This window comes from Acinetobacter baylyi DSM 14961 = CIP 107474 (assembly GCF_000368685.1).
GTDB classification, from domain to species: Bacteria; Pseudomonadota; Gammaproteobacteria; order Pseudomonadales; family Moraxellaceae; genus Acinetobacter; species Acinetobacter baylyi.
The window spans coordinates 16,993-38,826 of record NZ_KB849625.1 but is presented as its reverse complement, the minus strand read 5'-3'; the positions used below and the strand labels follow the sequence as shown (position 1 = coordinate 38,826).

Below are 21,834 nucleotides of genomic sequence, written 5' to 3'. Positions count from 1 at the left end.
GTGATAACTATCAGGTCAAAGACTTAAGCCTAGATTAAGACCACAACAATGTTTAATAATGTATTGATATAAACACTGTAAAATAATTTTGAAAAATAAATTTAATTTTAATATTTCAAATATTCTATGTGTTTCTTAATGCTGAACAGCGTAATGGATTGACACTGTTCAGCGGTATTCAATATAGATAATAATCTAAGGTTGTTTATTTAAAAAAATGAGATATTGCTGTGAAACAAGTTGATCGGCTTCCAGAATAGGCATATGGCCAACACCCTTTAAAATATAAGGCGTTTCAGCATTTTTTAATAAACTTTTTAATTCTTGAGCCGCTTCTACATTAATAATTTTATCTTGATCACCCCATATAATATAAGTAGGTACATCAATAGACTTAGTTGCGATTGCAAAGGTATCTGGTGTATATATTTTAGACATAGCGACCAGTTGATCTACCATTTTTTGGGTATTTTTAGATTGAGCAATCATGAGTTTTTCTTGTTCTGTTTTTAGCTCAACTGGAATAAAAGGGGGAGAGGCTGTCGCTAGCTTAAAAAGTTTATCAAAATCTCCTGTTTTTTTAACGACCAGATTGTTGAGTAAATTGGGATCTTTTAAGTAAGGTGTATTGGCGGTTTTAAATACACCCGCGCTATCGACAAGCAATAACGATTTGGTTTCGAGCGGATATTGAGCTGTATAAAGCAGTGCAATTGCGCCGCCCATAGAATGACCTGCGATATGTACATTTTTTTCAAAATGTCCTGCTTCTGCAAAACGGCGTAATTTCTCAGTTAAATTAGGAATAGAGAGGTCAAAATCATTTGGGATTTTGGTATCACCATGTGCAGGTAAATCTGGAATAATGACATGATAGTAAGGTGTTAAATTGTATGCCACCCGATTCCAGTTATCACGACTTCCCGCTAAACCATGAATTAAGATAATCGTGGGCTTGCTTGAATTGCCACTTTCGCTGTAAACCCATTCAATATCACCTACTTTAAGGTGTTTGGTTTGTAAGCCTGCCCATGCTCGTTCTTGCTGTAATACATTTTGAATATCAATGCCTGAAGCTGCTGATATCGCAGGGCTGTAGATGATTGTTGTTGTAATGGGTAACAGTAGACTACAACTTAAATAAAGATTGGCGAAAATCCGTTTCATTTTTTACTCGTATTTTGTTTTATCGTGTGGGCTAGTTTAAAAATGAATCATCTAAATTACATTTGCTATAATTTCATTTTTGCCTTAACTAAAGTCAATTTAATATCTAAAAATGATAAAAATCATGATTTTAAATATTGGTTAAATTGCCCGTCGGAATATCCCTTAAAGTCAATTATCTTTTTATAAGGCTGCTTTAACTTGAAGAAAAGAATCAAGGAAAAAGATGAAGAAATGGAAAATTCATATAACCACAGTCATACAAAAAAGCATGTTATATGTCGTACTTTAAATGCTATTCCAGCGATATTTATTGTCTTGAGTATGCAGATTTGCACTGCAACGTATGCTGAATCTCTAGATTTGAGTTTGTCTACGTATTCTACTCAGAAAATAAAAAAACTGCTCAATGACCCCAAAACTTGGCAAAGTATTCCTAAGCAAGTTGTACTTTGTGTGTACTCACCGAATGGTGAAAATAGTGAAGCATTTCAGCAAGCCACGCGTTATATCAGTGAATTGCCACGTATTGGCAGAGTCGCAAAAGACTTTGGTGTAAATTTGCAGGTAACACGTCCATCTAATCTTCAGATTAAAATCAATATTGATTATCCAAAATTAAATAAAAAAGCTGAAACACTGGTCAAGTTGAATGTTTATACCGATGAACGTGTTTTAACAGAAGATTTTAGGAGTAAAAAATGTGACGGTGCAGGCATCAGTAACCTTCGTGCCAGACAGTTCAACCCTTTTGTAGGGAGTATAGATGCCCTGGGTGCAGTTCAAAATAACAAACAAATGACTGCAATTATACAGCTTTTGGCACGTCATGAATTTGACCAAAAAATGATAAATCAGGATTACGAAGTGGTTGGAATTATACCCGTGGGCGCGGCGTATATTATGGTGAATGATCGTAACATCAATACACTGGCAAAAGCAGCAGGTAAAAAAGTTGCTGTGTTTCAGTTTGACCCGACGCAGAGGAAATTGGTACAAAATGTAGGAGCTCAGCCTGTTTCGGTCGATCTCACGAGTGTAGGAGGTAAGTTTAACAACAAACAAGTAGATATTATTGCAGGCCCTGCATTGTTATTTCAACCACTCGAATTGAATAAAGGGATGACGGATAAATCTGGAAAAGTGGTCGGAGGGATTATTCGTTTCCCATTAATTCAGGTTACGGGAACTCTCATCATGCATCGAAACAAATTCCCCGCAGGAATGGGGAGTATTGCGCGTGAAGTGATTGCAAAGCAGCTTACACCAGCCTTTGAATTTATTGATAAAATTGAGCGTGATATTCCAACAAAATACTGGTTAGATGTGCCAGAGGCAGATAAGCCTGGTTATATTAAAATTATGCGTGAGGCACGAATTCAGATGACGAAGGAAGGATATTATAATCAGGAGATGATGCATCTACTCAAACAGATCAGATGTTCACAAAATCCGAGCAATTATGAGTGTGCTTTAAAAGACGAATAAAAATGCCTCCGAAGATGCCGCTGCCTGTCATTACCCTTGAACCCTTAAGTTCAAGGTGGAAGCGACGCATACTTGCTGGGTTTCCTACTCTGGGTAGGCATACACTCTAAATATGCAGAACGCTATCCTAAAGTGATAGTATCGGCTCAGGGGATTCTGACTCGCTGGCGAGCATCCCAGAGACAACTTAAGTATAACCGATCTATGCGTGATGGCAATTCCTACAAATCACTCTTATGTAAACTTAGTTTTCAAGTGGTGAACGTTTGCACGAAAAACAGGAGTTTTATATGCTTTGTTCAACATCTTGTAAAATGGCGTCCAATAAACGTTCACAGTGTTCATATTCCTGAACTGTTTTATTCAGGCCTAATACTTCCTGCGTGAGTTGTAATGCAACCATGATGACGAGTTTATTGTGCTCAACTCTCGGTGCGTTACGACGCATTTCATTAAATCTTTCGTTAAGTAATTCAGCGGCGCGTTCGAGCTCTTCCTTTTCCTCAACGGTTGTATTCAGACGAAAAATCTGCTCAATTAGACGTAATTCAACAACAACGAGCTCACTCATGGCTGGATCTCCTCAGTTGGGTCGGCAAGTTGCTGAATTTCTTGGGCATGCTGATCTTGCGATGTACCTAAAATTGAAAGACGTTGAATAATGGCCTCAACCTTCGATTTTGCAAGTTCATTCTTTTTCTGTAAACGGTCACGATCTTGCTGTAACTCTTGTACTTCCTGATGCGTTTGACGCTGTTGCGCTTGTAACTTTTCTTTAGTCACACGCAATTCGTTACGTTCAGCAAGAATTTCCTGAAAACGATTTTTAAGATCGGTGCAACTTTTTTCTAGTCGGCTATAACGATCAGCCAGAGCTGTCGCATCGGTATTCAACTGCTTAAATTGACTTTGTAACTGGGTAAGTTGCTCGGTTAGCGTGTCAATTTCCTCTTGCTTGGCGGTAATAATGCCATTTTTTTGCACAATTTGGCTATGATGTTGCGCGGCACTTTCATCCTTAGCCTGTGTAAGAGTTTCATTGTCACTTTCTAAATGAAGTAAGCGCGTTTTTAAAACGCCAACATGCGCTTGTAGTCGCTGTAATTGTTCTAACATAACGTAGTCGCACAGAATTGCAATCAAAGGTAATATATACGAAGTATAGAGATTGGATAAACGAATGCAAGACGATATTTCAGGTTGGAACGAGTGGAATCAAAATTTCAACGGTATTGAAGAAATTACAAGCCCAAGTGAGTTACATGGATTGGTAACCGGTATAGTTTGTGTGACAGAGCCACCATCAAGAGATGAATGGTTACAAATTTTAGCAACCTTAAATGTGCCGACTTTAAGCGATGCAGCTCTTTCGCTTTTAGGAGATGAAGCTGAAGATGTATCACACGCGTTATCTGAAGATGAATTGGACTATCTTCCAATTTTGCCAGATGATGAACATACCCTACAGGAACGGGTACAGGCACTGGCAGATTGGTGTGCTGGTGTGGTTTTGGGCTTTGGATTGGCGTCGGGGCATATTCGATCAAACGAGATGGAGTTGATCGAACATCTTCAGGATGTCGCAGCGGTTGAATTTGAAGATTCAGATGATGATGAAGATGGTGAAATCAGCTACCAAGAATTGTACGAATTTGTACGTTTGATTCCTGTTAGCCTGTCGATTGGTCGTAAAAAGATAGCTGTCAGTGAAAGTACCTTATTGAGAAATTTTCAATCGAAGCTTCAAAACAATAGTACATCAAATGAAAACCAGAGTATTGTTGAAATGTTTACACCACATCGTCCAAGCTAAGCTTGGGCGGTGTTTATCACACCGAATGACTTGATAACGAAATAGATAGACAAATAGCCTCATGAAATTGACTCAAGCTGATTTTGAACTACGCCGAGACCGCCTCGCTCAACAAATGGGGCCAAACAGTATTGCCATTATAGAAACCAGCCCAGTTGCTTATCGTAATCGTGATGCAGACTATAAATTTCGAGCAGATAGCAGTTTTTTTTATCTGACAGGGTTTGCAGAACCAGAAGCTGTTGCTGTAATTGAAACCACAGATACGGTGGATGACTATACTTATAGTCTGTTTTGCCGTGAGCGTAACCGTGAAATGGAAATCTGGAATGGCTATCGTGCAGGTATTGACGGTGCAATTGAAGATTTTGAAGCAGATGAGGCTTATGCAATAGATTTACTGGATGAAGAAATCCTTGAAAAATTGCTCAATAAAGAACGTCTTTATTATCGCATTGGTCATCGTGCAGAATTTGATGCAAAGATTAGCCAGTGGATTAAACAGGCAGATGCCCAGCAACGCCGTGGTAATGGCTCACCTTCACAGGTTTTGCAGTTAGATCGCATCGTTGATGAAATGCGCCTGATCAAATCTGATCAGGAAATTGAACTGATGCAAATTGCATCAAATATTAGTGCGGCTGCACACACACGAGCCATGCAGCAAGTGCGACCAGACATGATGGAGTATGCGCTTGAGGCCGAGCTTAATTATGTGTTTGGTCAGCATGGGTGTGTACCCTCTTACAACAGTATTGTTGGCGGTGGTGAAAATGCCTGTATCTTGCATTATGTCGAAAACAATAAACCTTTAAACAGTGGGGATCTGGTTTTAATTGATGCTGCTTGTGAATATGAGTTTTATGCCTCAGATATTACGCGTACTTTTCCAGTCAATGGAAAATTTAGCCCAGAGCAAAAAGCACTCTATGAAATTGTATTGGCTGCGCAGTATGCAGCTATAGATGCAGTTAGAATTGGAAACGCTTACCGAGAACCGCATGAGGTTGCAGTTCGGATCTTGACGCAAGGACTGATTGACCTTGGATTGTTGAAAGGAGATTTGAACGAGCTGATTGAAACGGAGGCATTCCGACAGTTTTATATGCATGGTACAGGCCACTGGTTAGGCATGGATGTGCATGATGTAGGTTCATACAAAGCTGACGGCGAATGGCGAGCATACGAAGACGGTATGGTGGTGACTGTTGAGCCAGGACTATATATCGCACCTGATGATGAAAGTGTAGATCCAAAGTGGCGTGGTATCGGAATCAGAATTGAAGATGATGTGGTTGCAACGCAGCAGGGACCATTGGTTCTGACCAAAGATGTGGTCAAGGAAATCGCCGATATTGAACAGCTCATGGCTCAAGCAAAGTCATAACGATTAGAAAACGGGAGTAGATCACGTGCAACAGCAAGTCATTATTGTGGGTGGGGGAATGGTCGGACTGAGTCTGGCTTTAATGTTGGCGAAGCAAAAAATCGCGGTCAAACTTTTGGAAGCAATACGTTATCCAGATTACGACGATGCGAATCTGGCGCCTTATCACTCCAGTTTTGATGCACGTAATACTGCGCTTTCACGCCGTAGTGTACAAATTTATCAAAAATTAGAGTTGTGGAATGCACTTCAGCAGCATGCTACCCCAATTTTGCAGGTTCATATTACAGAGCAGGGAAGTTTTGGTAAGGCACGCTTGACTGCCGAACAAGAGAAAGTCGAAAGTTTTGGGCAAGTCATTGAAAATGCCTGGCTTGGTCGGGTGTTGCTTACCGAGGTTCGCGAGCAAACCTTGATTGAGCTGATTGATGGGATTGAAGTGACGGCATTGCATCAAGACGCTGAAAAGGTCTTTATTGAGGCCAAACGTGGTGATGAACAGCTTAGTTTAAGCAGTCAGTTAGTAATTGCTGCAGATGGCCGTGATTCCTTTTGTCGTCAAGCCTTAGGTATTGGTGCCGATGTGCATGATTATGATCAAGTTGCAATTGTCACCGCAGTACAGACATCTAAACCACATCAACATATTGGTTTTGAACGTTTTAGCGAGTTGGGGCCTTTAGCATTACTCCCATTGCCAGGAGAGTATCGTCGATCTGTGGTATGGCCTGTGAAAAAAGGTACAGAAAGTGAATGGCTGGGTGAAGATAACGATCAGCATTTTTTGAATGCCTTGCAACAGACTTATGGCGATCGTGCAGGGAAATTTGAAAAAACGGGTAAACGTTTTAGTTATCCATTGTCTCAGGTACTCGCGCACAAACAGGCGGTGGGTCGGGTGGTATTGATGGGAAATGCAGCACATACCATTCATCCTGTTGCAGGGCAGGGTTTTAATTTATGTTTGCGTGATGCAGATGTTCTGGTTCGTTATTTATTACAACAGTTAGCGACTTCGAATGATATCGGTCAACCAGAAAACCTGTTGGCGTATGAGCAGGCGCGTTTAAAAGATCAGCAGCGTGTAATTCGGTTTTGTGATTCTGTTGTCCGTGGTTTTAGTCATCAAAATCCTATTCTTAAGTTATTGCGTAATACTGGTTTGATTGCTTTTGATGTGATTCCTGGAATCAAGCCGTTGGTTGCCAATTACGCTATGGGATTAAAAGCATGACACAAATCGCAGATGTGGTAATTGTAGGTGGTGGATTGGTTGGTGGCCTAACGGCATTGCTGCTTGCCCAAGGTGGTGTTCAAGCGACTGTACTGGATGCTGCGCCCATACTTGATACTGCAAAAGTTGAAAGTGTGATGAACCCGCGTGTGCTTGCACTGAGTCAGGCAACAATTCATCTGCTTAAAACCGTTGAGGTATGGGAGCTTATTTCACGGCAAATGCCTTATACAGGGATGCAGGTGTGGAATAAAAATGGCTATGGTGATATTCAATTTGGACATCACAGCGCCTCAACGCCTATGATTGATCAGGCACTGGGTTCTATGGTCGAACCTAGTTTATTGAATCTTGCGATTCAGCAAAAAATGAGAGCCGTTATTCAGGATTATCGAACCGAGGTTCAGGTTGTTCAGATTGAACAACTGCCAAATCTTTGGCAGATCCATCTGGCTGATGGTCATTGTATCCAGACACGATTATTAATTGGTGCCGATGGCGCAAATTCGTTCGTACGCGAAAAGGCCATGATTGATCTGGATGTACTTGACTATAAACAAGCAGCAATAAGCTGTGCGATAAAAACAGCGCTCTCGCATGAGCATGTCGCTCGTCAAATTTTTCTGCCAACAGGGCCTTTGGCCTTTTTGCCTATGGCAAGTCTCGTTCCAGCCGAGCAGGGTTTGTGGCAATCGATTGTTTGGACCTTACCAGATGATTATGCAGATGAGTATTCAGCGCTGTCGGATCATGAATTTAAAGCGTTGCTAACTCGTGAGAGTCAGCACATGCTAGGTGAGGTTGTTGAAGTCCGATCAAGAGCTCAATTTCCATTAAAAGCTCGTGCAGCAAAACAATATGTGAAAGAGGGTCTGGCATTGATTGGTGATGCCGCGCATGTGATCCATCCTCTTGCTGGACAAGGCGTAAACATTGGCTGTCTGGATGCTGCGGTTTTGTGTGATGCATTACTGCATGATCGTGCGCGTGGTGTCTGGGCTCATGAGCAAACTTTGAGACGCTATGAACATGAGCGTAAAGGTCAAAATGATGCCATGATGCATGGCATGTCGATCATTGGCTGGCTAGAAAGTCAGGAGTTTTTCCCGCTCATTGCACTACGCAACACAGGGTTACGATGGGTCGAAAACAGTGAAATTCTTAAAAATTCATTTTTGCAACAAGCGACGGGATTAAGCATTTTAAATAAGACTCGGTATGTGTCTTGATCCATCTTCGCTATTTGTGAATCAAACATTGATCTAATCTTACAAATTAGATTAAAAAAATACGAAATTGTTGTAAAAGCCTCTTTGCGAAAGCGCAAGAGATTGTTAAATTTCTTCGTAATTTATGAGTAATGTTCATGATGTATGAATCGGTCATTGAGGGGAGAAAAAAATGACGGATATGAATGACTACGATGAAGTAGAAGATGCGGCAGTCGATGAAGATGAAGCCAAAGCTGCTGAGCGTGGCGCCAAAGATGATGAAGAGGCGAGCGGTCAAGATACTGACATGGCTGAAGCTGAGACTTTAACTGTTACAGCCAAGCAGAAACAGCGTCAGGCCTTGGAAGATGAAATCGCTGCATTTCTTGCAAGAGGTGGAAGTATTACTCAGGTTCCACCTGATGAAGATGCAAGAGACTAACTCAATCAGTTAAATAAAAAAAGCATCAGATCTCTGATGCTTTTTTTGCTTTTAGCTTTCTTGGTTTTGAGTGAGCTCGAGGGCACGCTGGTAGGCAATTTTCTTTTTAATGCCAGTCAAATCCGCTGCAAGCTGTGAAGCAGCCTTAACCGAGAGGTCTTGTAATAATCTGAGAAGGAGTTGATCAAGTTGATCTTGATCGACATCTTTATTGACTGGGTTGCCCCCTACAATAAGTACAATTTCGCCTTTTTGCTGATGATGATCATTCTGGATAAAACTCACCAGTTCTTTCAATGTCATCTTTTTAATGGTTTCAAAGGTTTTAGTGATTTCACGTGCAAATCCAACAGGACGATCCTCACCAAAGATATGCATCATATCGGTGACACAATCTAGAATTCGATGCGGTGCTTCATAAAAAATCAGGGTTTGAGTCTCATCTTTGAGTTTTTCGAGCTGAAGTAAGCGCTGAGAAGACTTGGAAGGTAAAAAACCTTCAAAACTAAAGCGATCACTTGGTAAACCTACCGCGCTGAGTGCAGCAATTGCAGCACAGGCACCAGGGACAGGAACCACTCGAATTTGATTTTCCTGAGCAGCACGTACCAGCTTGAAACCAGGATCACTGATCAATGGCGTACCTGCATCACTAATTAATGCAATATTTTCACCAGACTTAAGACGTTGAATCAATTGATCAATTTTATTACTTTCATTATGATCATGGCATGCTGTCAGTGGAGTTGCTATATTATAGTACTTAAATAACTGAGCAGATTGACGCGTATCTTCTGCAGCAACTAAAGCAACAGATTTTAATATTTCGATGGCACGAAATGTCATGTCATCTAAGTGCCCAATAGGGGTTGCTACTACAAATAACTGAGCACTCATAAGGTTTACTCCATGCTAAATAATAAAAACAGTTGGCTGCTGATTTCTCTTGCAGCTTTTACATCTCAGGCATATGCCGAAGTTGTGGTCATTCTACCTGAAACGGGTCCAATGGCGCGAGCCGCGACCAGCATTAAGCATGGTTTTTTAAGTGCATACGCACTTTCTGATCAAAAGGTTGCACTAAAATTTGTCAATTCCGATCAACGCAACATGAAAGCTGTTTTTAAACAAAATGTCGGTAAAAAAACACAAATGGTGGTTGGGCCATTGGCAAGACAGGATGTCGAAGACGTAATCAAGCTAAACCCTAAAGTTAAGGTTTTGACCCTCAATGAGGTAAGTGCGCAAGCAACCAATGTGGTGCAATTTAGTCTGTCTAAACAAGACGATGCCAATTCTATGGTGAAAATGCTGCAAAAAGATAAAATTCAGGAGCTTTTTGTGCTACGTCAGCAAGGGCGAGAGGCAGACACAGAGCTTTATTTTATGTCGGTGGTATCCCAGTTTGGTCAAAACATCCATTTGCTGGAGCAAGTACCGCAAAAACTTAAAAAAGGTCAGGGATTATTACTGATGGGTGATTCTACTTGGATCAACCAATTACAGAAACTTCCAAAACAAGGAATTTATGCACAAGCCATTGCGATTGTTCATGATAAACCTATTCCAGAGGGCTTAAAATTCTGTGATGTACCGGCACTGTATGAACAGCAATGGCCTGATGTTTATCATGCGTATTTACAAAAGCCAGAACCTATGCCTTATCAGCGTCTAATTGCATTTGGCGGCGATGCCTGGATGCTAACAGAATTGTATGTGTCTACGCCTTTAATTCAAAACTTTACTTTAAAGGGAAGAACAGGAGACCTAGATGTAAATTCAGAGCGGGTGCAGCGTTCGGTACATTGTTATCAAAAGATCAAGCAATCGATTAAGGTTTTATAATGCCAGATATGAAACCTGTTCAAGATATACATGCACATCACCTAGGTAAATGGGCAGAGAATCAGGCACTGAATATACTACAAGCGAATGGGTTTAAATTGGTTATACGTAATTTTCATTCACGTGTCGGTGAAATTGATCTGATTGTGGCAAAGGCTGATGAGCTCATTTTTGTAGAAGTAAAAGCACGAACTCTAGGAAGCTATGCCGCTGCCAATGAGGTACTTCTGGTATCTCAGCAAAGGAAAATTATCAAAACAGCACAGTATTTTTTAAATCGATATCCAGATTATCAACAGTTTTACTGTCGTTTTGATGTCATTTGTTTTGATTTTCCGCATAAAATTGCAAAAACAGTACAGCAAGATTTTTCCAAACTTCGCTATGATCAGCAATGGATTGAAAATGCATTTACTTTGTAATCAGAGTTTATTAATCTTTGGATGATGTAAATGCCTAAAAAATCAGTACATTGTTTTTAAGCGAGTTGATAGGGAGTCTTGCGCAGTGTTTAAGCGAATTGCAGTAACGATGGTATGCGTAGCAAGTTTATCTGGTTGTGCGAGTTTTATTTCTGGCGGAACGGGTTCTGCGCCTGTAGGAACAGAAAGTGGTGCGCGTAGTTTAGGCCAAGTGTTTATTGACTCTTCTATTAAACGAACAGCGAGTATCAATCTTTATAAACTTGATCCGCGTTTTAAACAATCTCGCGTCAATATTGAAAGCTTTCATAGCAACGTTCTTTTGACAGGACAAGTTGCTGATGAAAACTTGCGACAGTTGGCCGAAGATAATGTGAAATCCATGAGTGATGTAAAAACGGTACATAATTATATTACCGTTGGTCCACAGATTGGATATTCCACGATTATGCAAGATACGGCTGTAACAGCGAATACACGTGCTTTACTCATGCGTGCGCCTGTAGTATCTGACAATAAAGTCATGTTGCATACCGAGGATGGTGTACTTTACGTTATGGGACGTTTAAACAACGCTGAAATTGCGGACTTGAATGATGTATTACAAAAGGTAGGGAATGTCACCAAAATTGTGACATTGATTGATAATATTGAACAACCTGCTAATGGGACCGTGACCAGCTCTACTATGGCAACGCCTTTAGTCAACAATACCCAGCCTGTAGTGCAAACCCCTGTAGCGATTGATCCTGATCAAGGTACACCAACGAATGCTCAATAATCCACAATTTTATGTCGAGCAATTGAACAAACAGATTGAACGTGTCAAAGAGCAATATAAATCATTTCGTTTCTATGATCTGGGAAGTTATGCACTCAACCGTTTAACCCCTAGAACTAGTTTTGAATTGGTTGAAAATATTGCCTATGGTCTCAAATCTCGGCAGCGGCTGGATTTATATCGTGCAAAAAAAACCTTAGCCCATCGGCCTCTAATTGTTTTTGTTCATGGTGGGGCATGGCAGCATGGCGATAAAAAAGACTATGTTTTTATTGGCGAAAGCTTAGCACGAGCGGGTTATGATGTTGCAGTCATCAACTATCATCTAGCGCCACAATCGATTTTTCCAGTGTATATCGATGATATTGCGCAGGCACTCAACTATCTGAATCAACATCAACAGCGTTTAAATATCTCTACGCAACATATCATTTTAATGGGACACTCATCAGGCGCATTTAATGTGATGTCGGTTGTTTACCATCCACAACAGCAAGCTATACATTGTCGAGATCAGATCAAAGCCATTGTTGGATTTGCTGGTCCGTATCATTTTGATTATAAAGGGGATCCCTTAGCGCAAGATGCGTTTGACCAGAGTGTGCCCTATCAAGAGGTAATGCCTTTTTATTTTGTGGAAACAAACTCAATCAAACATTATCTTTTTTTGGCCGAAAATGATCAAATCGTGAAAAAAAGTAATACTTTTGATATGCACCAAAAACTATTACAGGCTGGTAACCACAGTCATGTTGCAGTAATTGCAAAAACAGGTCATGTGACCATTATTGCGACATTATCAAGCCTGTTTAGTCAGTATTTTAAGACTAAACGTACATTATTAAACTTATTAAAAGAAACGCACCCAGCGTAAAAAACAGCCCATTAAATGGGCTGTTTTTGAATCACATGCATAATCATGGCGTGGGCGATACTTCCTTTAAAAGGAATTTCTGGCAACTGATCAAATTTAAAGAATTGAGCGTCGCTAATTTCTTCCTCCTGAAGTTTGATATCACCTGATTCATATTCGGCATGAAAGGCCAGCATTAAATTACTTGGAAAAGGCCAAGGCTGGCTGGCCAGATAGCGAATATTTTTAAGCTTTAAACCCACTTCTTCAAGCGTTTCTCGTTGCACTGCCTCTTCGAGAGTTTCTGCAACTTCGACAAAACCTGCAATTAATCCATACATGTTACTTTTATTATTGGCATTCTTAGCCAGTAGAATTTCATTATCACCTCGGGTAATGACAGTAATTACACAAGGTTGAACACGTGGATACTGGCGATATTGACAAGCAGGACATACCATGGCGTATTCGGTAGGATGGATTTCTGTTTCATGGCCACAGTGACTACAAAATTTGTGATTGCGGCGCCATTCGAGCAATTGTACGGCACGACTAGCACGCATGAATTCTTCAGTTGACCATGATGAAATCAGTTGGCGAATAGAAACCAGATGCCAGCCTTCAGGAATTGTTTCATCAGCGCCTAAATCTCGTGCAATGACGTTATCACCGCTTCCAAATTGTAAATCACTTGCTAAGGTTTCAACTTTGGGTAGTTCTAGCTTTTCATTTACAAGAAGTTGTTGATTATGAAAAATATAAGCAAGTGATAACTCAGACATTAGGCAACCGTTGATTGAAATTGGGAGGCGTTTCTTAATGCTACCTCAAAGGTTGATTTTAAAACAGGCTGTTTGGTTTTTAAATTGTCTACAAAAAGGTCTAAACAAGCCAGTATATTGAGGAGTGTGGTGATATTTTCTGGCGACAGAAAAATATGCTGTTGTTGCTGAATTTTAATAAACCCGGCACTGTCAGTAAGTGCTTTAGCCAGCTCCTTGGCGCCTAAAAATAATGCTGCACCTGAGAGTTCCTTGAGCTGAGAACTAAGGCTAGTAAGATCAAGTTCATTTATTTGTTGCTGCTCAAGAGATTGGGCGGTTGTATTGACCAGAAGTTTGGTTTCATGCAGAAGCGCAGAATGTGCATCATCAAGACGATCTAGCGAGATAGCCATATTGTGTGCACGAAGCTGTAAACGGTTTGATGTATAGTTACGTTGTAGAATACCCAACGAATTCATGGCAGAGAGAATGCTTCGCATCAGTTGTTGTGCGTAGCCTTCATTGGTCAGAATATCTGGCTGGCTTAAGTGTTCAGCTTGCTTGGATAACGCTTTATTCGCTTCATGTAAGTTTAATACCTGAAACACATTGGCAATATGATGCAACTGATTTTGTATGTCCTGAATTTTTTCAGGCGACATATTTTGATAGTTATATTCGATGTCATTGCGAATGTGTGTCATTGAATCGGTAATCAGCTCACAAATACAGTGAATGGTTTCATAATCTGGGCCATACAGGTGGCTGCTGAGTACTTGTAACTGTGCGTCAGTAAGCTGTTCATCGCCAATTCTAAGCTGACGGCGCAATAATTCTGAAATGGCATCATCTTGACTAACACATAGGCTGATGATGTCGGCTAAGTCCGAGACGGAAGCTTGAAACTGCTCTGGTTGTTGTAAAAAATGTCCGATATTGGTTTCAAGCTGAATAAGGGTTCTGAGGCGAGCATCACTTAAAATCAATTCTTCAATATGACCAAATGCGACATAGACCAGTTGCCAGTACTGTTGAGATGAACGTTTCTTGGCATCGCTTGCCAGATAAGCCCCAATCAATTTAATGGCCTGAAGGTCAAGTGACGTTTCTGTATGACGAATCAGTTTATAGAGACTGTGTTTAAAAAGCTGATGAACGTATTGGGATTTTTCAAGCTTTGGTGGTGAAGGTAAAGATAAATCACTTTTAAATGCATTAAGACGGGGAATTAAACGTTGGCCTTCTTTGGTTAAAGGCTTATCAAGTGCGAGTTCCAGACGATTTAAGGTATCAAGTAAAAATTGGGGTGCTTTTACTTCATGCAGACAGGTAAATTCGATATACCGTTTCAGCATGGTGGTGCCTTCGCTCAGTGCCATCATTTGCTGTGTGTCTACCAGCTCAGGATTGGCCATGATTTTGCGCACTAACATGGATAAATACTCAATCATCTGAGCAAGATGCCCCATATCAATGAGTAAAAGTACTCGCGCGCATTGATCAAACTGTTCTAAGGTTTCTTCTAGTTCAAAAGGAACTTTCTGTTCATCATTCAAGGTTTGAATTGCAATCTCGATCAGTTGAATCGCATGATCAATTTCTTTTTTTATAATCAGTAATGCTGAAGGATCGAAGCGAATAGAAACTTGTGAAGACATAAAAACTGCACCATTTTATAATGTTTTAAGCGTCCAGTGAGGCGCGAATGAATCAATAGATTGAATATACCTGAAGTTTATCTGCTTGCATCATTCGCATTTGAAAATCTTTTGCTTATTTGGCAAATAGACATGGCTCGCCATTTTTTTCCTGATAGCTTTTGACCCATTCATTATGTTTTTCGAGTTCGTTGGCTGAGGGCCGAATGACAGGTAAATCAGCTTCAATCCGAGCCCGTTGGCCTTTTCTCTGATTTTGTTCACGTTGTGACAGGGCATCCATATCAAATGAAACCTGTCCACCCGTCATGGCTAAATACACATCAGACAGAATTTCGGCATCAAGTAATGCACCGTGAAAAGTACGATCCCGTGCTGGTATTTCGTATCGTCTAACCAATGCATCAAGTGAGTTTTTTTGCCCTGGATGTTTATTTTTTGCCAGTGCTAATGTATCTGTCACTTCACACACTTCGGATAGTGTCGGTAAACCCGCACGTTTAAACTCCATGTCCAAGAAGTTCATATCGAAGCTTGCGTTATGGGCAATAATCTCTGCGCCTTTTAAGTATTCAAATAAAGGCTCTGCAATTTCAGCGTATTTGGGTTTATCAAGTAGGAATTCATCGGTAATTCCATGGACGTCCACCGAATCACCAACAGGTTTTTCAGGATTGATATAAATGTGGATTGAACTTCCAGTGAGTTTACGATTGATCATTTCAATCGCGCCTACCTCAATAATTCGATCTCCGTCCTGAAAATAAAAGCCCGTTGTTTCTGTATCCAAAATGAGCTGACGCGGACCCTGAGCCTGTATTTTGGCAGGTGTCATGACAATTTGAGGATGTAGGCTCTCTGTTGACGTTTCAGGTATTTCATTTTCTAACCGCGGATCTACATGTTTTTGTAATTCTGTTTCTTGCAAAGTGTCGTCTGTATCCATATCGTTCGTCATCATGTCAAAGCCAAATGGATCGTCGAGCAACCAGTCATTTTGAGGTTTTTTTTTATCAATTGCTGCTACCGAGCCTGACTTTAATTGAGCCGCAGTTTGGCTTGCGCCAAGATTGGCTAACTCATCTGCCATTTCGTTTCCAGCGTGCCCCGCATGACCTTTAATCCAGTTCCACTCAATTTGCCTACCCTGACAAAGTTGATCGAGGATTTGCCATAAATCAGGATTTTTTACATCTTTCCAGTTTTTCTTTTTCCAGCCATGAATCCATTCGGTAATACCTTGCTTAACGTAATTGGAGTCTGTCCAAATAATCAGGGAGGCATCTTGAGGGCAAAAGCGTATTCCTTCAATTGCAGCAGTAAGCTCCATGCGATTATTGGTCGTTTCTGCTTCACCACCACATAATTTATGTTCGCCTTGCTCTGTGATGACATACGCGCCCCAACCACCTAAGCCTGGATTTCCTTTACAGGCGCCATCAACATAAAGCGTGATTGTTTGTGACATAATTACCGAACCCGACACAGAAAAACGAAGATAAGTCTTGGTATTGTATATGCAAATGGGTAAGTTCTCTGCTAAAAAGCGGCAGTTTTTTTAATTTCTTGTAACATTTCCACGCAAATCACGCTAAATTATTGCCTTGTCTCGATGGCATGCTTCACTACAATGGCATATTTAAAGAATTAAACTTTACGCGAGTTGTTTGGAACATCTTATGTATAAATCTACCACAATGATGTGGCCTTTTTCAGTCGCCTCACTTTTCAAATTTACGGTACTTGGTTCTGCGATTGCAGCATTGGGTCTGACAGGATGTTCTTCAACACCGCAAACAACACATACCAAGACCACTAAAAACGTTGGATCGGGTTTTCTTGATGCCAGTAGTCTCGATTCTTTGGAAGATCTACTTTCTGCAACAGACATGCGTGCTGTAGAGGGTGATCGTTTATTGATTCTTAAGCATGGTGATGTGTGGAAACGTATGACCGTCGGCTTTAAGATGGATGAGACGCATTGGGATCCGAGAATTGAAGCACAAAGAAGCTGGTTTATTTCACGTCAACCGTATTTGGATCGTTTAAGTGCACGTGCCAGCCGTTATTTGTATCATACAGTGAAGGAAGCCGAACGTAGAGGCTTACCAACCGAATTAGCACTTTTACCTGTGATTGAGAGTTCGTATGACCCTGCTGCCACAAGTAGTGCAGCCGCAGCAGGTTTATGGCAGTTTATTCCAAGTACAGGTCGTATTTATGGCTTGCGTCAAACCAGCCTATATGACGGACGCCGTGACGTGGTGGAATCGACGCGTGCGGCTTATGAGTTCTTGGGAAGCTTATATAATCAGTTTGGTTCTTGGGAGCTGGCATTAGCTGCTTATAATGCTGGGCCAGGTCGTATCCAGCAGGCGATTAACCGCAATCAGGCAGCAGGCTTGCCAACCGATTACTGGTCACTCAAGTTACCTGGCGAAACGATGAACTATGTACCTCGGTTCTTGGCTGTTGCACAGATCATCAAAAACCCAAAAGCATATGGCGTATCTTTACCACCCATTGCCAACCGACCTCACTTTAGAGAAGTGACACTTAATAGTGCAGTTGATTTAAACCAAATTTCTTCAGTTACAGGTTTGAGTCGAACTGAGCTATATGCGCTTAATCCAGGTTATCGTGGTGACGTCATTGACCCAGCCAGCCCAATGCGTATTTTGATACCAGCAGATTTAAGTCCATCTATAGATAACAAACTTAAAGCACTTAAACCTTCAGGGAATTCTGGGCTTTGGGCATCATCTTCAGCACCTGTACAACCGACTCCTACAGTGAGCATTAGCACAACACCACGAAATAGTAATTCTGGTCAACCACTGGCAACGACAAAGACCAGTCCTCCAGTGATGACAGCAAGTGCAAGCAGACCGACCGTAAGTTCAACGGTATCGAGTATTTCGTCATCCATCAGAAAATCTGCAACACCTAAAGGTGCCGATGCTTTAGCCCAATTTGCTGCAAGTGCAGATATCCCCAGTGCACCACGTATCCCTGTTGCTGTAACACCTGCAACAAATGTAAAACAAGTCGCCATCGAACCGCCTATCTCAAAAGCTGAACGTCAGGATATTGTGGCTGTAATTCGGGCAGAAGGTGAAAAGGAAAGTGTCAAACAGGCACTGGAACCACAGCCAACGCAGGCTGAAAAAGATCAGGTGCTTGCAGAGCTTTCTGCAATTGTGCCAAAAGGAACGCAGATTGTTGATCCATTGGATGGCAAGATTAAGCTGACTGCAATTCAGACCAGTCAATCTGTTGCAGACCAGCAAGGCAAGGAAGTTACCAAAGAGTTTGCTTATCCTAAAGCGCTGGCTGACAATGTCAGTGCTTCTGATCAGGACGTACAGCGTAATAGCAATAAACCTTATATCAAGACCGATACCGATATTGTGGTCGTGCAGCCAAAAGGTAAACGTTCGACTTATACAGTAGTTTCAGGGGATACATTAGCGATTATTGCCATGAAAAATGGCGTAAGCTGGCGTGATATTGCCAACTGGAACCAGATTGATCCAAATCGCACACTGTATGCAGGAACGTCATTATATTTATATGATGCCAAGCCGCAAATCGATTCGCCTGCTAAGTCTGATACAACACCTGACAGCTATACCGTGAAGGCCAATGATAGCTTAACCGGCGTTGCAGAGCAGTTTGGCCTTACCGTTAAGCAACTGGCAGATCTCAACGATTTGAATGTGACGAGTGGTTTATTCGTAGGTCAAAAGCTTACGCTCAAAGATAAAAAGACGTCATCCACAACGTCTGCTCGTCATACAGCAGAGAGTAAAACAGCCAAACAAGTTCCAACCAAACTTTATACTGTGAGACGTGGTGAATATCTTAAGCAGATTGCAGAGCGTTATGGCTTATCCAATCAGGAGTTAGCAGATTTAACGACTGGTTTAAACGCTGGCAGTAATTTGTACATTGGTCAAAAAATTAATGTACCACTACATGAAGTTGGCGAAGATGATAGCAAGCTGAATGCCAAGTCTGCTAAAGCTGTGCCTTCGGTAAAAACTGAAAACTATAAAGTGCAACGTGGTGAAACGCTATCCAGTATCGCGACAGCATCTAAAATTAGTCTGAGCGAATTGTTGGAACTGAATAATCTGAAATCGGCTACAGGATTGAGAGCGGGCCAAACCATAAAGATACCTGCGGGTTCAACCATCCCTGATGAGTATGTAGTGCAATCTGGTGATAGCTTGAATGCAGTTGCCAGCAAATTTAATCTGCAACTCGATGTGTTAGCCGACTTGAATGGTTTAAATCGGAATGCGGGTTTACGTGTTGGACAAAAGCTAAAACTGACAGGTGAGCCATCTGCTCACTCGACTGCAAAGAGCAAAGCCAAAGACAACGAAATACCAGACGTCTATACGGTTAAATCTGGCGATACCTTGGGAAATATTGCAAACCGCTATAGCCTTCAGGTTGATGACCTCATGCAAATCAATGGATTGCGTCATTCTACTTTGCAAGCTGGACAAAAAATTAAGTTGACTGGTGATATTGAAAAGGTTGCTGCCAGTAAAACGGATAGCAAATCTAAAACTGTTTCAAAAAGTTCAGGTAAAACCGAAGACTATACGGTAAAAGCAGGAGAGTCTTTGCACAGTATTTCAAGTCGTTTAGGGTTGTCTAGCAAAGAACTTGCAGATTTGAATGATTTGAGTGCGCGTGCCAGTTTACAGCGTGGTCAAACAATTCAGATTCCTAAAACCGTGACTGAGTACAAGATTAAGCGTGGAGACACCTTGAATGGTCTTGCAAGTAAGTATGGTATGGCATTGGCCGAATTAGCAGATTTGAATGGACTTAAACCGTCAACGAGTTTGCGTATTGGTGATGTGATAAAAGTACCTAATTTATAAAACTCAGGATGATTGATGCGCCATAGTCAGGCATTTTTCTTTAAAACACTTAGCCTCCTTGTGGGGCTAGGTGTTTTTTCAATGAATGGGTTTGCAGCAATTCAAACCACACCCTATATTGCGATTCATACACAGGCAAAGTATAAAGGTATAGCTAGCATGCCTTATGCCAATCCTGATGCGCCTAAAGGTGGAATCTTGAGTCAGTCCAGCAACGGAACTTTTGATAACCTCAACAGTATGAATGGTAAAGGAAGTTCGACAGATGGCATCAATTATGTATTTGATAGCCTGATGTCAAGTTCACTTGATGAACCAGGTGTTATGTATCCCTTACTGGCCAAAACCGCGACATTTGATCCAGAGCAAACCCATTTTGTCATTTTTGAATTAAACCCCAAAGCCCGATTTAGTGATGGAACACCTGTTACAGCACAGGATGTAAAATTCAGTTTTGATACTTACCAGAGCAAAGCCAATCCTGGGCTACAGATGTATATCAGTGATCTGGCAAAGACAGAAGTATTGTCTAAATACCGCGTCAAGTTTAGTTTCAAGTCTCAAAATAATGCAGAAATGCCGCTGATTTTGGCAAGTTTGCCCATTTACTCGCAAAAGGATTGGAAGAATCGAGATTTTACTCGCGTGACTTTACAACCGATTTTGGGTTCGGGGCCTTATTTAATTGAAAGAATTGATCCGAGCCGAAGTATCACCTATAAGCGTAATCCAGATTATTGGGGTAAAGATTTGCCTGTGAACCGTGGGCGTTACAACTTTGAGCGTCTTAAATATGTATATTATCGCAATCTGGATATTGCCTTCGAAGGCTTTAAATCTGGTCAATTTACACTGCATGAGGAATTTACAGCGCGCAAATGGGTGACCGGTTACGATTTCCCTGCCTTTCGGGCTGGTTTGATTAAAAAGTATAAATTCAAACATGAAAATCCCATGACAACTCAAAGCATTGTGTTTAATACACGTCATGCGCCACTCAATGATATTCGTCTGAGACGCGCCTTAACCTATGCTTATGATTTTGAGTGGCAAAATAAAGCCCTGTTTTATGGGCAGTATCAGCGCCTACAAAGTTATTTTAATAACAGTGAGCTTGCAGCGACTGGTCAGCCAAGTCCAGCCGAGTTAAAGGTATTGGCGCCTTTTATGTCACGCCTGAACCCGATCGTTAGGCAGGGGGTGTTGTCAGAATGGAAATATCCTGCTTCCGATGCAAGTGGTTTTAATCGTTCAAGTTTACTCAATGCCCGAAAGCTATTGATTGATGCGGGTTATCGTGTTCAGAATGGCCAATTACGAGATCGACAGGGAAAACCTGTTCAATTCGAGCTTTTGATTCATCAGGATAGCTTGCAACGTACATTAATGTCTTTTATTCGAAATCTAAAACGCTTGGGCATTACGGTCAATATTCGATTAGTCGATACACCGCAGTATGTAGAGCGAATGCGCCGTAACGATTTTGATCTAACGACTATGGCGTTGCCACAATCTTTGAGCCCAGGAAATGAGCAATCTCAATTTTGGGGCAGTGCTGCTGCAGATCAGGCAGGTAATTACAATTATTCTGGCATTAAAGATCCCGTTATTGATGCCGTTATTGAGCGAGTCATTCACTCACAAAGTCGTGAAGAATTGATCATCAATACCAAGGTTTTGGATCGTTTATTGCGTGCAGGGTATTACCAGATTCTCACTTATGGCAAAGATGGAAACTGGTACGCTTATTGGGATATGTATGAACGTCCGAAGCAGAGCCCTAAGCTGTCGGTGGGTTTCGATTATTGGTGGTCAAACCCTGACAAGGCAAAAAAAGTTGCCGATTATTTGCGTAAAAAATAGCGATA

19 protein-coding genes and 1 other RNA gene are annotated in these 21,834 nt (G+C 41.2%); 12 read left to right on the top strand and 8 right to left on the bottom strand.

What is annotated here, in order from left to right; translation table 11 throughout:
• Positions 1-195: 195 nt before the first annotated feature.
• The gene (locus tag F952_RS02180; RefSeq protein WP_004921492.1) at positions 196-1,167 is read right to left on the bottom strand and encodes an alpha/beta fold hydrolase; all 972 of its coding nucleotides are present in this window, start codon (positions 1,165-1,167) and stop codon (positions 196-198) included.
• A gap of 324 nt (positions 1,168-1,491) precedes the next feature.
• On the opposite strand from F952_RS02180, the gene F952_RS02175 reads away from it, so the two are divergent.
• Positions 1,492-2,655, top strand: a complete 1,164-nt coding sequence (locus tag F952_RS02175) for a putative solute-binding protein (RefSeq protein ID WP_227499429.1) — start codon at positions 1,492-1,494, stop codon at positions 2,653-2,655.
• Between the two features lies 1 nt (position 2,656).
• Here the strand turns inward: F952_RS02175 and ssrS are convergent.
• The 3 genes from ssrS to F952_RS02165 form a co-directional block, all read right to left on the bottom strand.
• A non-coding RNA gene (ssrS, locus tag F952_RS16625) (6S RNA) lies at positions 2,657-2,841 on the bottom strand.
• 100 nt (positions 2,842-2,941) lie between these two features.
• Positions 2,942-3,226, bottom strand: a complete 285-nt coding sequence (locus F952_RS02170) for a cell division protein ZapA (RefSeq protein ID WP_004921484.1) — start codon at positions 3,224-3,226, stop codon at positions 2,942-2,944.
• Complete coding sequence (locus tag F952_RS02165) at positions 3,223-3,771, bottom strand: hypothetical protein (protein ID WP_004921483.1); 549 nt, start codon at positions 3,769-3,771, stop codon at positions 3,223-3,225. Before F952_RS02165 ends, F952_RS02170 begins: the two co-directional genes overlap by 4 nt.
• Positions 3,772-3,835: 64 nt before the next feature.
• Between F952_RS02165 and F952_RS02160 the strand changes: the two genes are divergently transcribed.
• The 5 genes from F952_RS02160 (at position 3,836) to F952_RS02140 (ending at position 8,742) form a co-directional block, all read left to right on the top strand.
• On the top strand, positions 3,836-4,468 hold the full coding sequence (locus F952_RS02160; RefSeq protein ID WP_004921480.1) for a UPF0149 family protein: 633 nt from the start codon (positions 3,836-3,838) through the stop codon (positions 4,466-4,468).
• Positions 4,469-4,529: 61 nt separating this feature from the next.
• Entirely contained in the window at positions 4,530-5,855 is a 1,326-nt protein-coding gene (pepP, locus tag F952_RS02155; RefSeq protein WP_004921476.1) for a Xaa-Pro aminopeptidase, read from the top strand.
• A 25-nt stretch (positions 5,856-5,880) separates the two neighbouring features.
• A complete protein-coding gene (gene ubiH, locus F952_RS02150; RefSeq protein ID WP_004921474.1) occupies positions 5,881-7,089 on the top strand; it encodes a 2-octaprenyl-6-methoxyphenyl hydroxylase in 1,209 nt (402 codons plus the stop codon).
• On the top strand, positions 7,086-8,318 hold the full coding sequence (locus F952_RS02145; RefSeq protein WP_004921470.1) for an FAD-dependent monooxygenase: 1,233 nt from the start codon (positions 7,086-7,088) through the stop codon (positions 8,316-8,318). Before ubiH ends, F952_RS02145 begins: the two co-directional genes overlap by 4 nt.
• Positions 8,319-8,490: 172 nt before the next feature.
• Complete coding sequence (locus F952_RS02140) at positions 8,491-8,742, top strand: hypothetical protein (protein WP_004921467.1); 252 nt, start codon at positions 8,491-8,493, stop codon at positions 8,740-8,742.
• Between the two features lie 51 nt (positions 8,743-8,793).
• Here the strand turns inward: F952_RS02140 and rsmI are convergent, their stop codons facing one another.
• Positions 8,794-9,639: a 16S rRNA (cytidine(1402)-2'-O)-methyltransferase gene (gene rsmI / locus F952_RS02135; protein WP_004921464.1), complete on the bottom strand. Its 846-nt coding sequence runs from the start codon at positions 9,637-9,639 to the stop codon at positions 8,794-8,796.
• 12 nt (positions 9,640-9,651) lie between these two features.
• On the opposite strand from rsmI, the gene F952_RS02130 reads away from it, so the two are divergent.
• From F952_RS02130 to F952_RS02115, 4 genes are all read left to right on the top strand, one after another.
• Complete coding sequence (locus tag F952_RS02130) at positions 9,652-10,587, top strand: penicillin-binding protein activator (protein WP_004921461.1); 936 nt, start codon at positions 9,652-9,654, stop codon at positions 10,585-10,587.
• Positions 10,587-11,009 (top strand): YraN family protein, encoded by a 423-nt coding sequence (locus F952_RS02125; RefSeq protein ID WP_004921458.1) that lies wholly within the window; start codon positions 10,587-10,589, stop codon positions 11,007-11,009. Before F952_RS02130 ends, F952_RS02125 begins: the two co-directional genes overlap by 1 nt.
• Before the next feature lie 85 nt (positions 11,010-11,094).
• Positions 11,095-11,790 (top strand): BON domain-containing protein, encoded by a 696-nt coding sequence (locus F952_RS02120; protein WP_004921455.1) that lies wholly within the window; start codon positions 11,095-11,097, stop codon positions 11,788-11,790.
• Entirely contained in the window at positions 11,780-12,664 is an 885-nt protein-coding gene (locus F952_RS02115; protein WP_004921453.1) for an alpha/beta hydrolase, read from the top strand. Before F952_RS02120 ends, F952_RS02115 begins: the two co-directional genes overlap by 11 nt.
• Before the next feature lie 11 nt (positions 12,665-12,675).
• Here the strand turns inward: F952_RS02115 and nudC are convergent, their stop codons facing one another.
• The 3 genes from nudC to dnaQ form a co-directional block, all read right to left on the bottom strand.
• Positions 12,676-13,425 carry an NAD(+) diphosphatase gene (gene nudC, locus F952_RS02110; protein WP_004921449.1) on the bottom strand — a complete coding sequence of 250 codons (750 nt, stop codon included), beginning with the start codon at positions 13,423-13,425 and terminating at the stop codon, positions 12,676-12,678.
• The gene (locus F952_RS02105; RefSeq protein ID WP_004921446.1) at positions 13,425-15,065 is read right to left on the bottom strand and encodes a hypothetical protein; all 1,641 of its coding nucleotides are present in this window, start codon (positions 15,063-15,065) and stop codon (positions 13,425-13,427) included. Before F952_RS02105 ends, nudC begins: the two co-directional genes overlap by 1 nt.
• Positions 15,066-15,180: 115 nt before the next feature.
• Positions 15,181-16,533: a DNA polymerase III subunit epsilon gene (dnaQ, locus tag F952_RS02100; RefSeq protein WP_004921442.1), complete on the bottom strand. Its 1,353-nt coding sequence runs from the start codon at positions 16,531-16,533 to the stop codon at positions 15,181-15,183.
• A 211-nt stretch (positions 16,534-16,744) separates the two neighbouring features.
• Here dnaQ and F952_RS02095 point away from each other — a divergent pair, with 211 nt between their 5' ends.
• Complete coding sequence (locus tag F952_RS02095; RefSeq protein WP_004921439.1) at positions 16,745-19,966, top strand: LysM peptidoglycan-binding domain-containing protein; 3,222 nt, start codon at positions 16,745-16,747, stop codon at positions 19,964-19,966.
• A gap of 81 nt (positions 19,967-20,047) precedes the next feature.
• The gene (locus F952_RS02090) at positions 20,048-21,829 is read left to right on the top strand and encodes an extracellular solute-binding protein (protein WP_227499430.1); all 1,782 of its coding nucleotides are present in this window, start codon (positions 20,048-20,050) and stop codon (positions 21,827-21,829) included.
• The last annotated feature ends 5 nt before the right edge of the window (positions 21,830-21,834 follow it).

Bases quoted from the DNA above. Each gene is read 5' to 3' on its own strand.
- F952_RS02180 (WP_004921492.1), bottom strand. From the start codon at position 1,167: ATGAAACGGATTTTCGCCAATCTTTATTTAAGTTGTAGTCTACTGTTA.
- F952_RS02175 (WP_227499429.1), top strand. From the start codon at position 1,492: ATGCAGATTTGCACTGCAACGTATGCTGAATCTCTAGATTTGAGTTTG.
- F952_RS02170 (WP_004921484.1), bottom strand. From the start codon at position 3,226: ATGAGTGAGCTCGTTGTTGTTGAATTACGTCTAATTGAGCAGATTTTT.
- F952_RS02165 (WP_004921483.1), bottom strand. From the start codon at position 3,771: ATGTTAGAACAATTACAGCGACTACAAGCGCATGTTGGCGTTTTAAAA.
- F952_RS02160 (WP_004921480.1), top strand. From the start codon at position 3,836: ATGCAAGACGATATTTCAGGTTGGAACGAGTGGAATCAAAATTTCAAC.
- pepP (WP_004921476.1), top strand. From the start codon at position 4,530: ATGAAATTGACTCAAGCTGATTTTGAACTACGCCGAGACCGCCTCGCT.
- F952_RS02145 (WP_004921470.1), top strand. From the start codon at position 7,086: ATGACACAAATCGCAGATGTGGTAATTGTAGGTGGTGGATTGGTTGGT.
- F952_RS02140 (WP_004921467.1), top strand. From the start codon at position 8,491: ATGACGGATATGAATGACTACGATGAAGTAGAAGATGCGGCAGTCGAT.
- rsmI (WP_004921464.1), bottom strand. From the start codon at position 9,639: ATGAGTGCTCAGTTATTTGTAGTAGCAACCCCTATTGGGCACTTAGAT.
- F952_RS02130 (WP_004921461.1), top strand. From the start codon at position 9,652: ATGCTAAATAATAAAAACAGTTGGCTGCTGATTTCTCTTGCAGCTTTT.
- F952_RS02125 (WP_004921458.1), top strand. From the start codon at position 10,587: ATGCCAGATATGAAACCTGTTCAAGATATACATGCACATCACCTAGGT.
- F952_RS02115 (WP_004921453.1), top strand. From the start codon at position 11,780: ATGCTCAATAATCCACAATTTTATGTCGAGCAATTGAACAAACAGATT.
- nudC (WP_004921449.1), bottom strand. From the start codon at position 13,425: ATGTCTGAGTTATCACTTGCTTATATTTTTCATAATCAACAACTTCTT.
- F952_RS02105 (WP_004921446.1), bottom strand. From the start codon at position 15,065: ATGTCTTCACAAGTTTCTATTCGCTTCGATCCTTCAGCATTACTGATT.
- dnaQ (WP_004921442.1), bottom strand. From the start codon at position 16,533: ATGTCACAAACAATCACGCTTTATGTTGATGGCGCCTGTAAAGGAAAT.
- F952_RS02095 (WP_004921439.1), top strand. From the start codon at position 16,745: ATGTATAAATCTACCACAATGATGTGGCCTTTTTCAGTCGCCTCACTT.
- F952_RS02090 (WP_227499430.1), top strand. From the start codon at position 20,048: ATGAATGGGTTTGCAGCAATTCAAACCACACCCTATATTGCGATTCAT.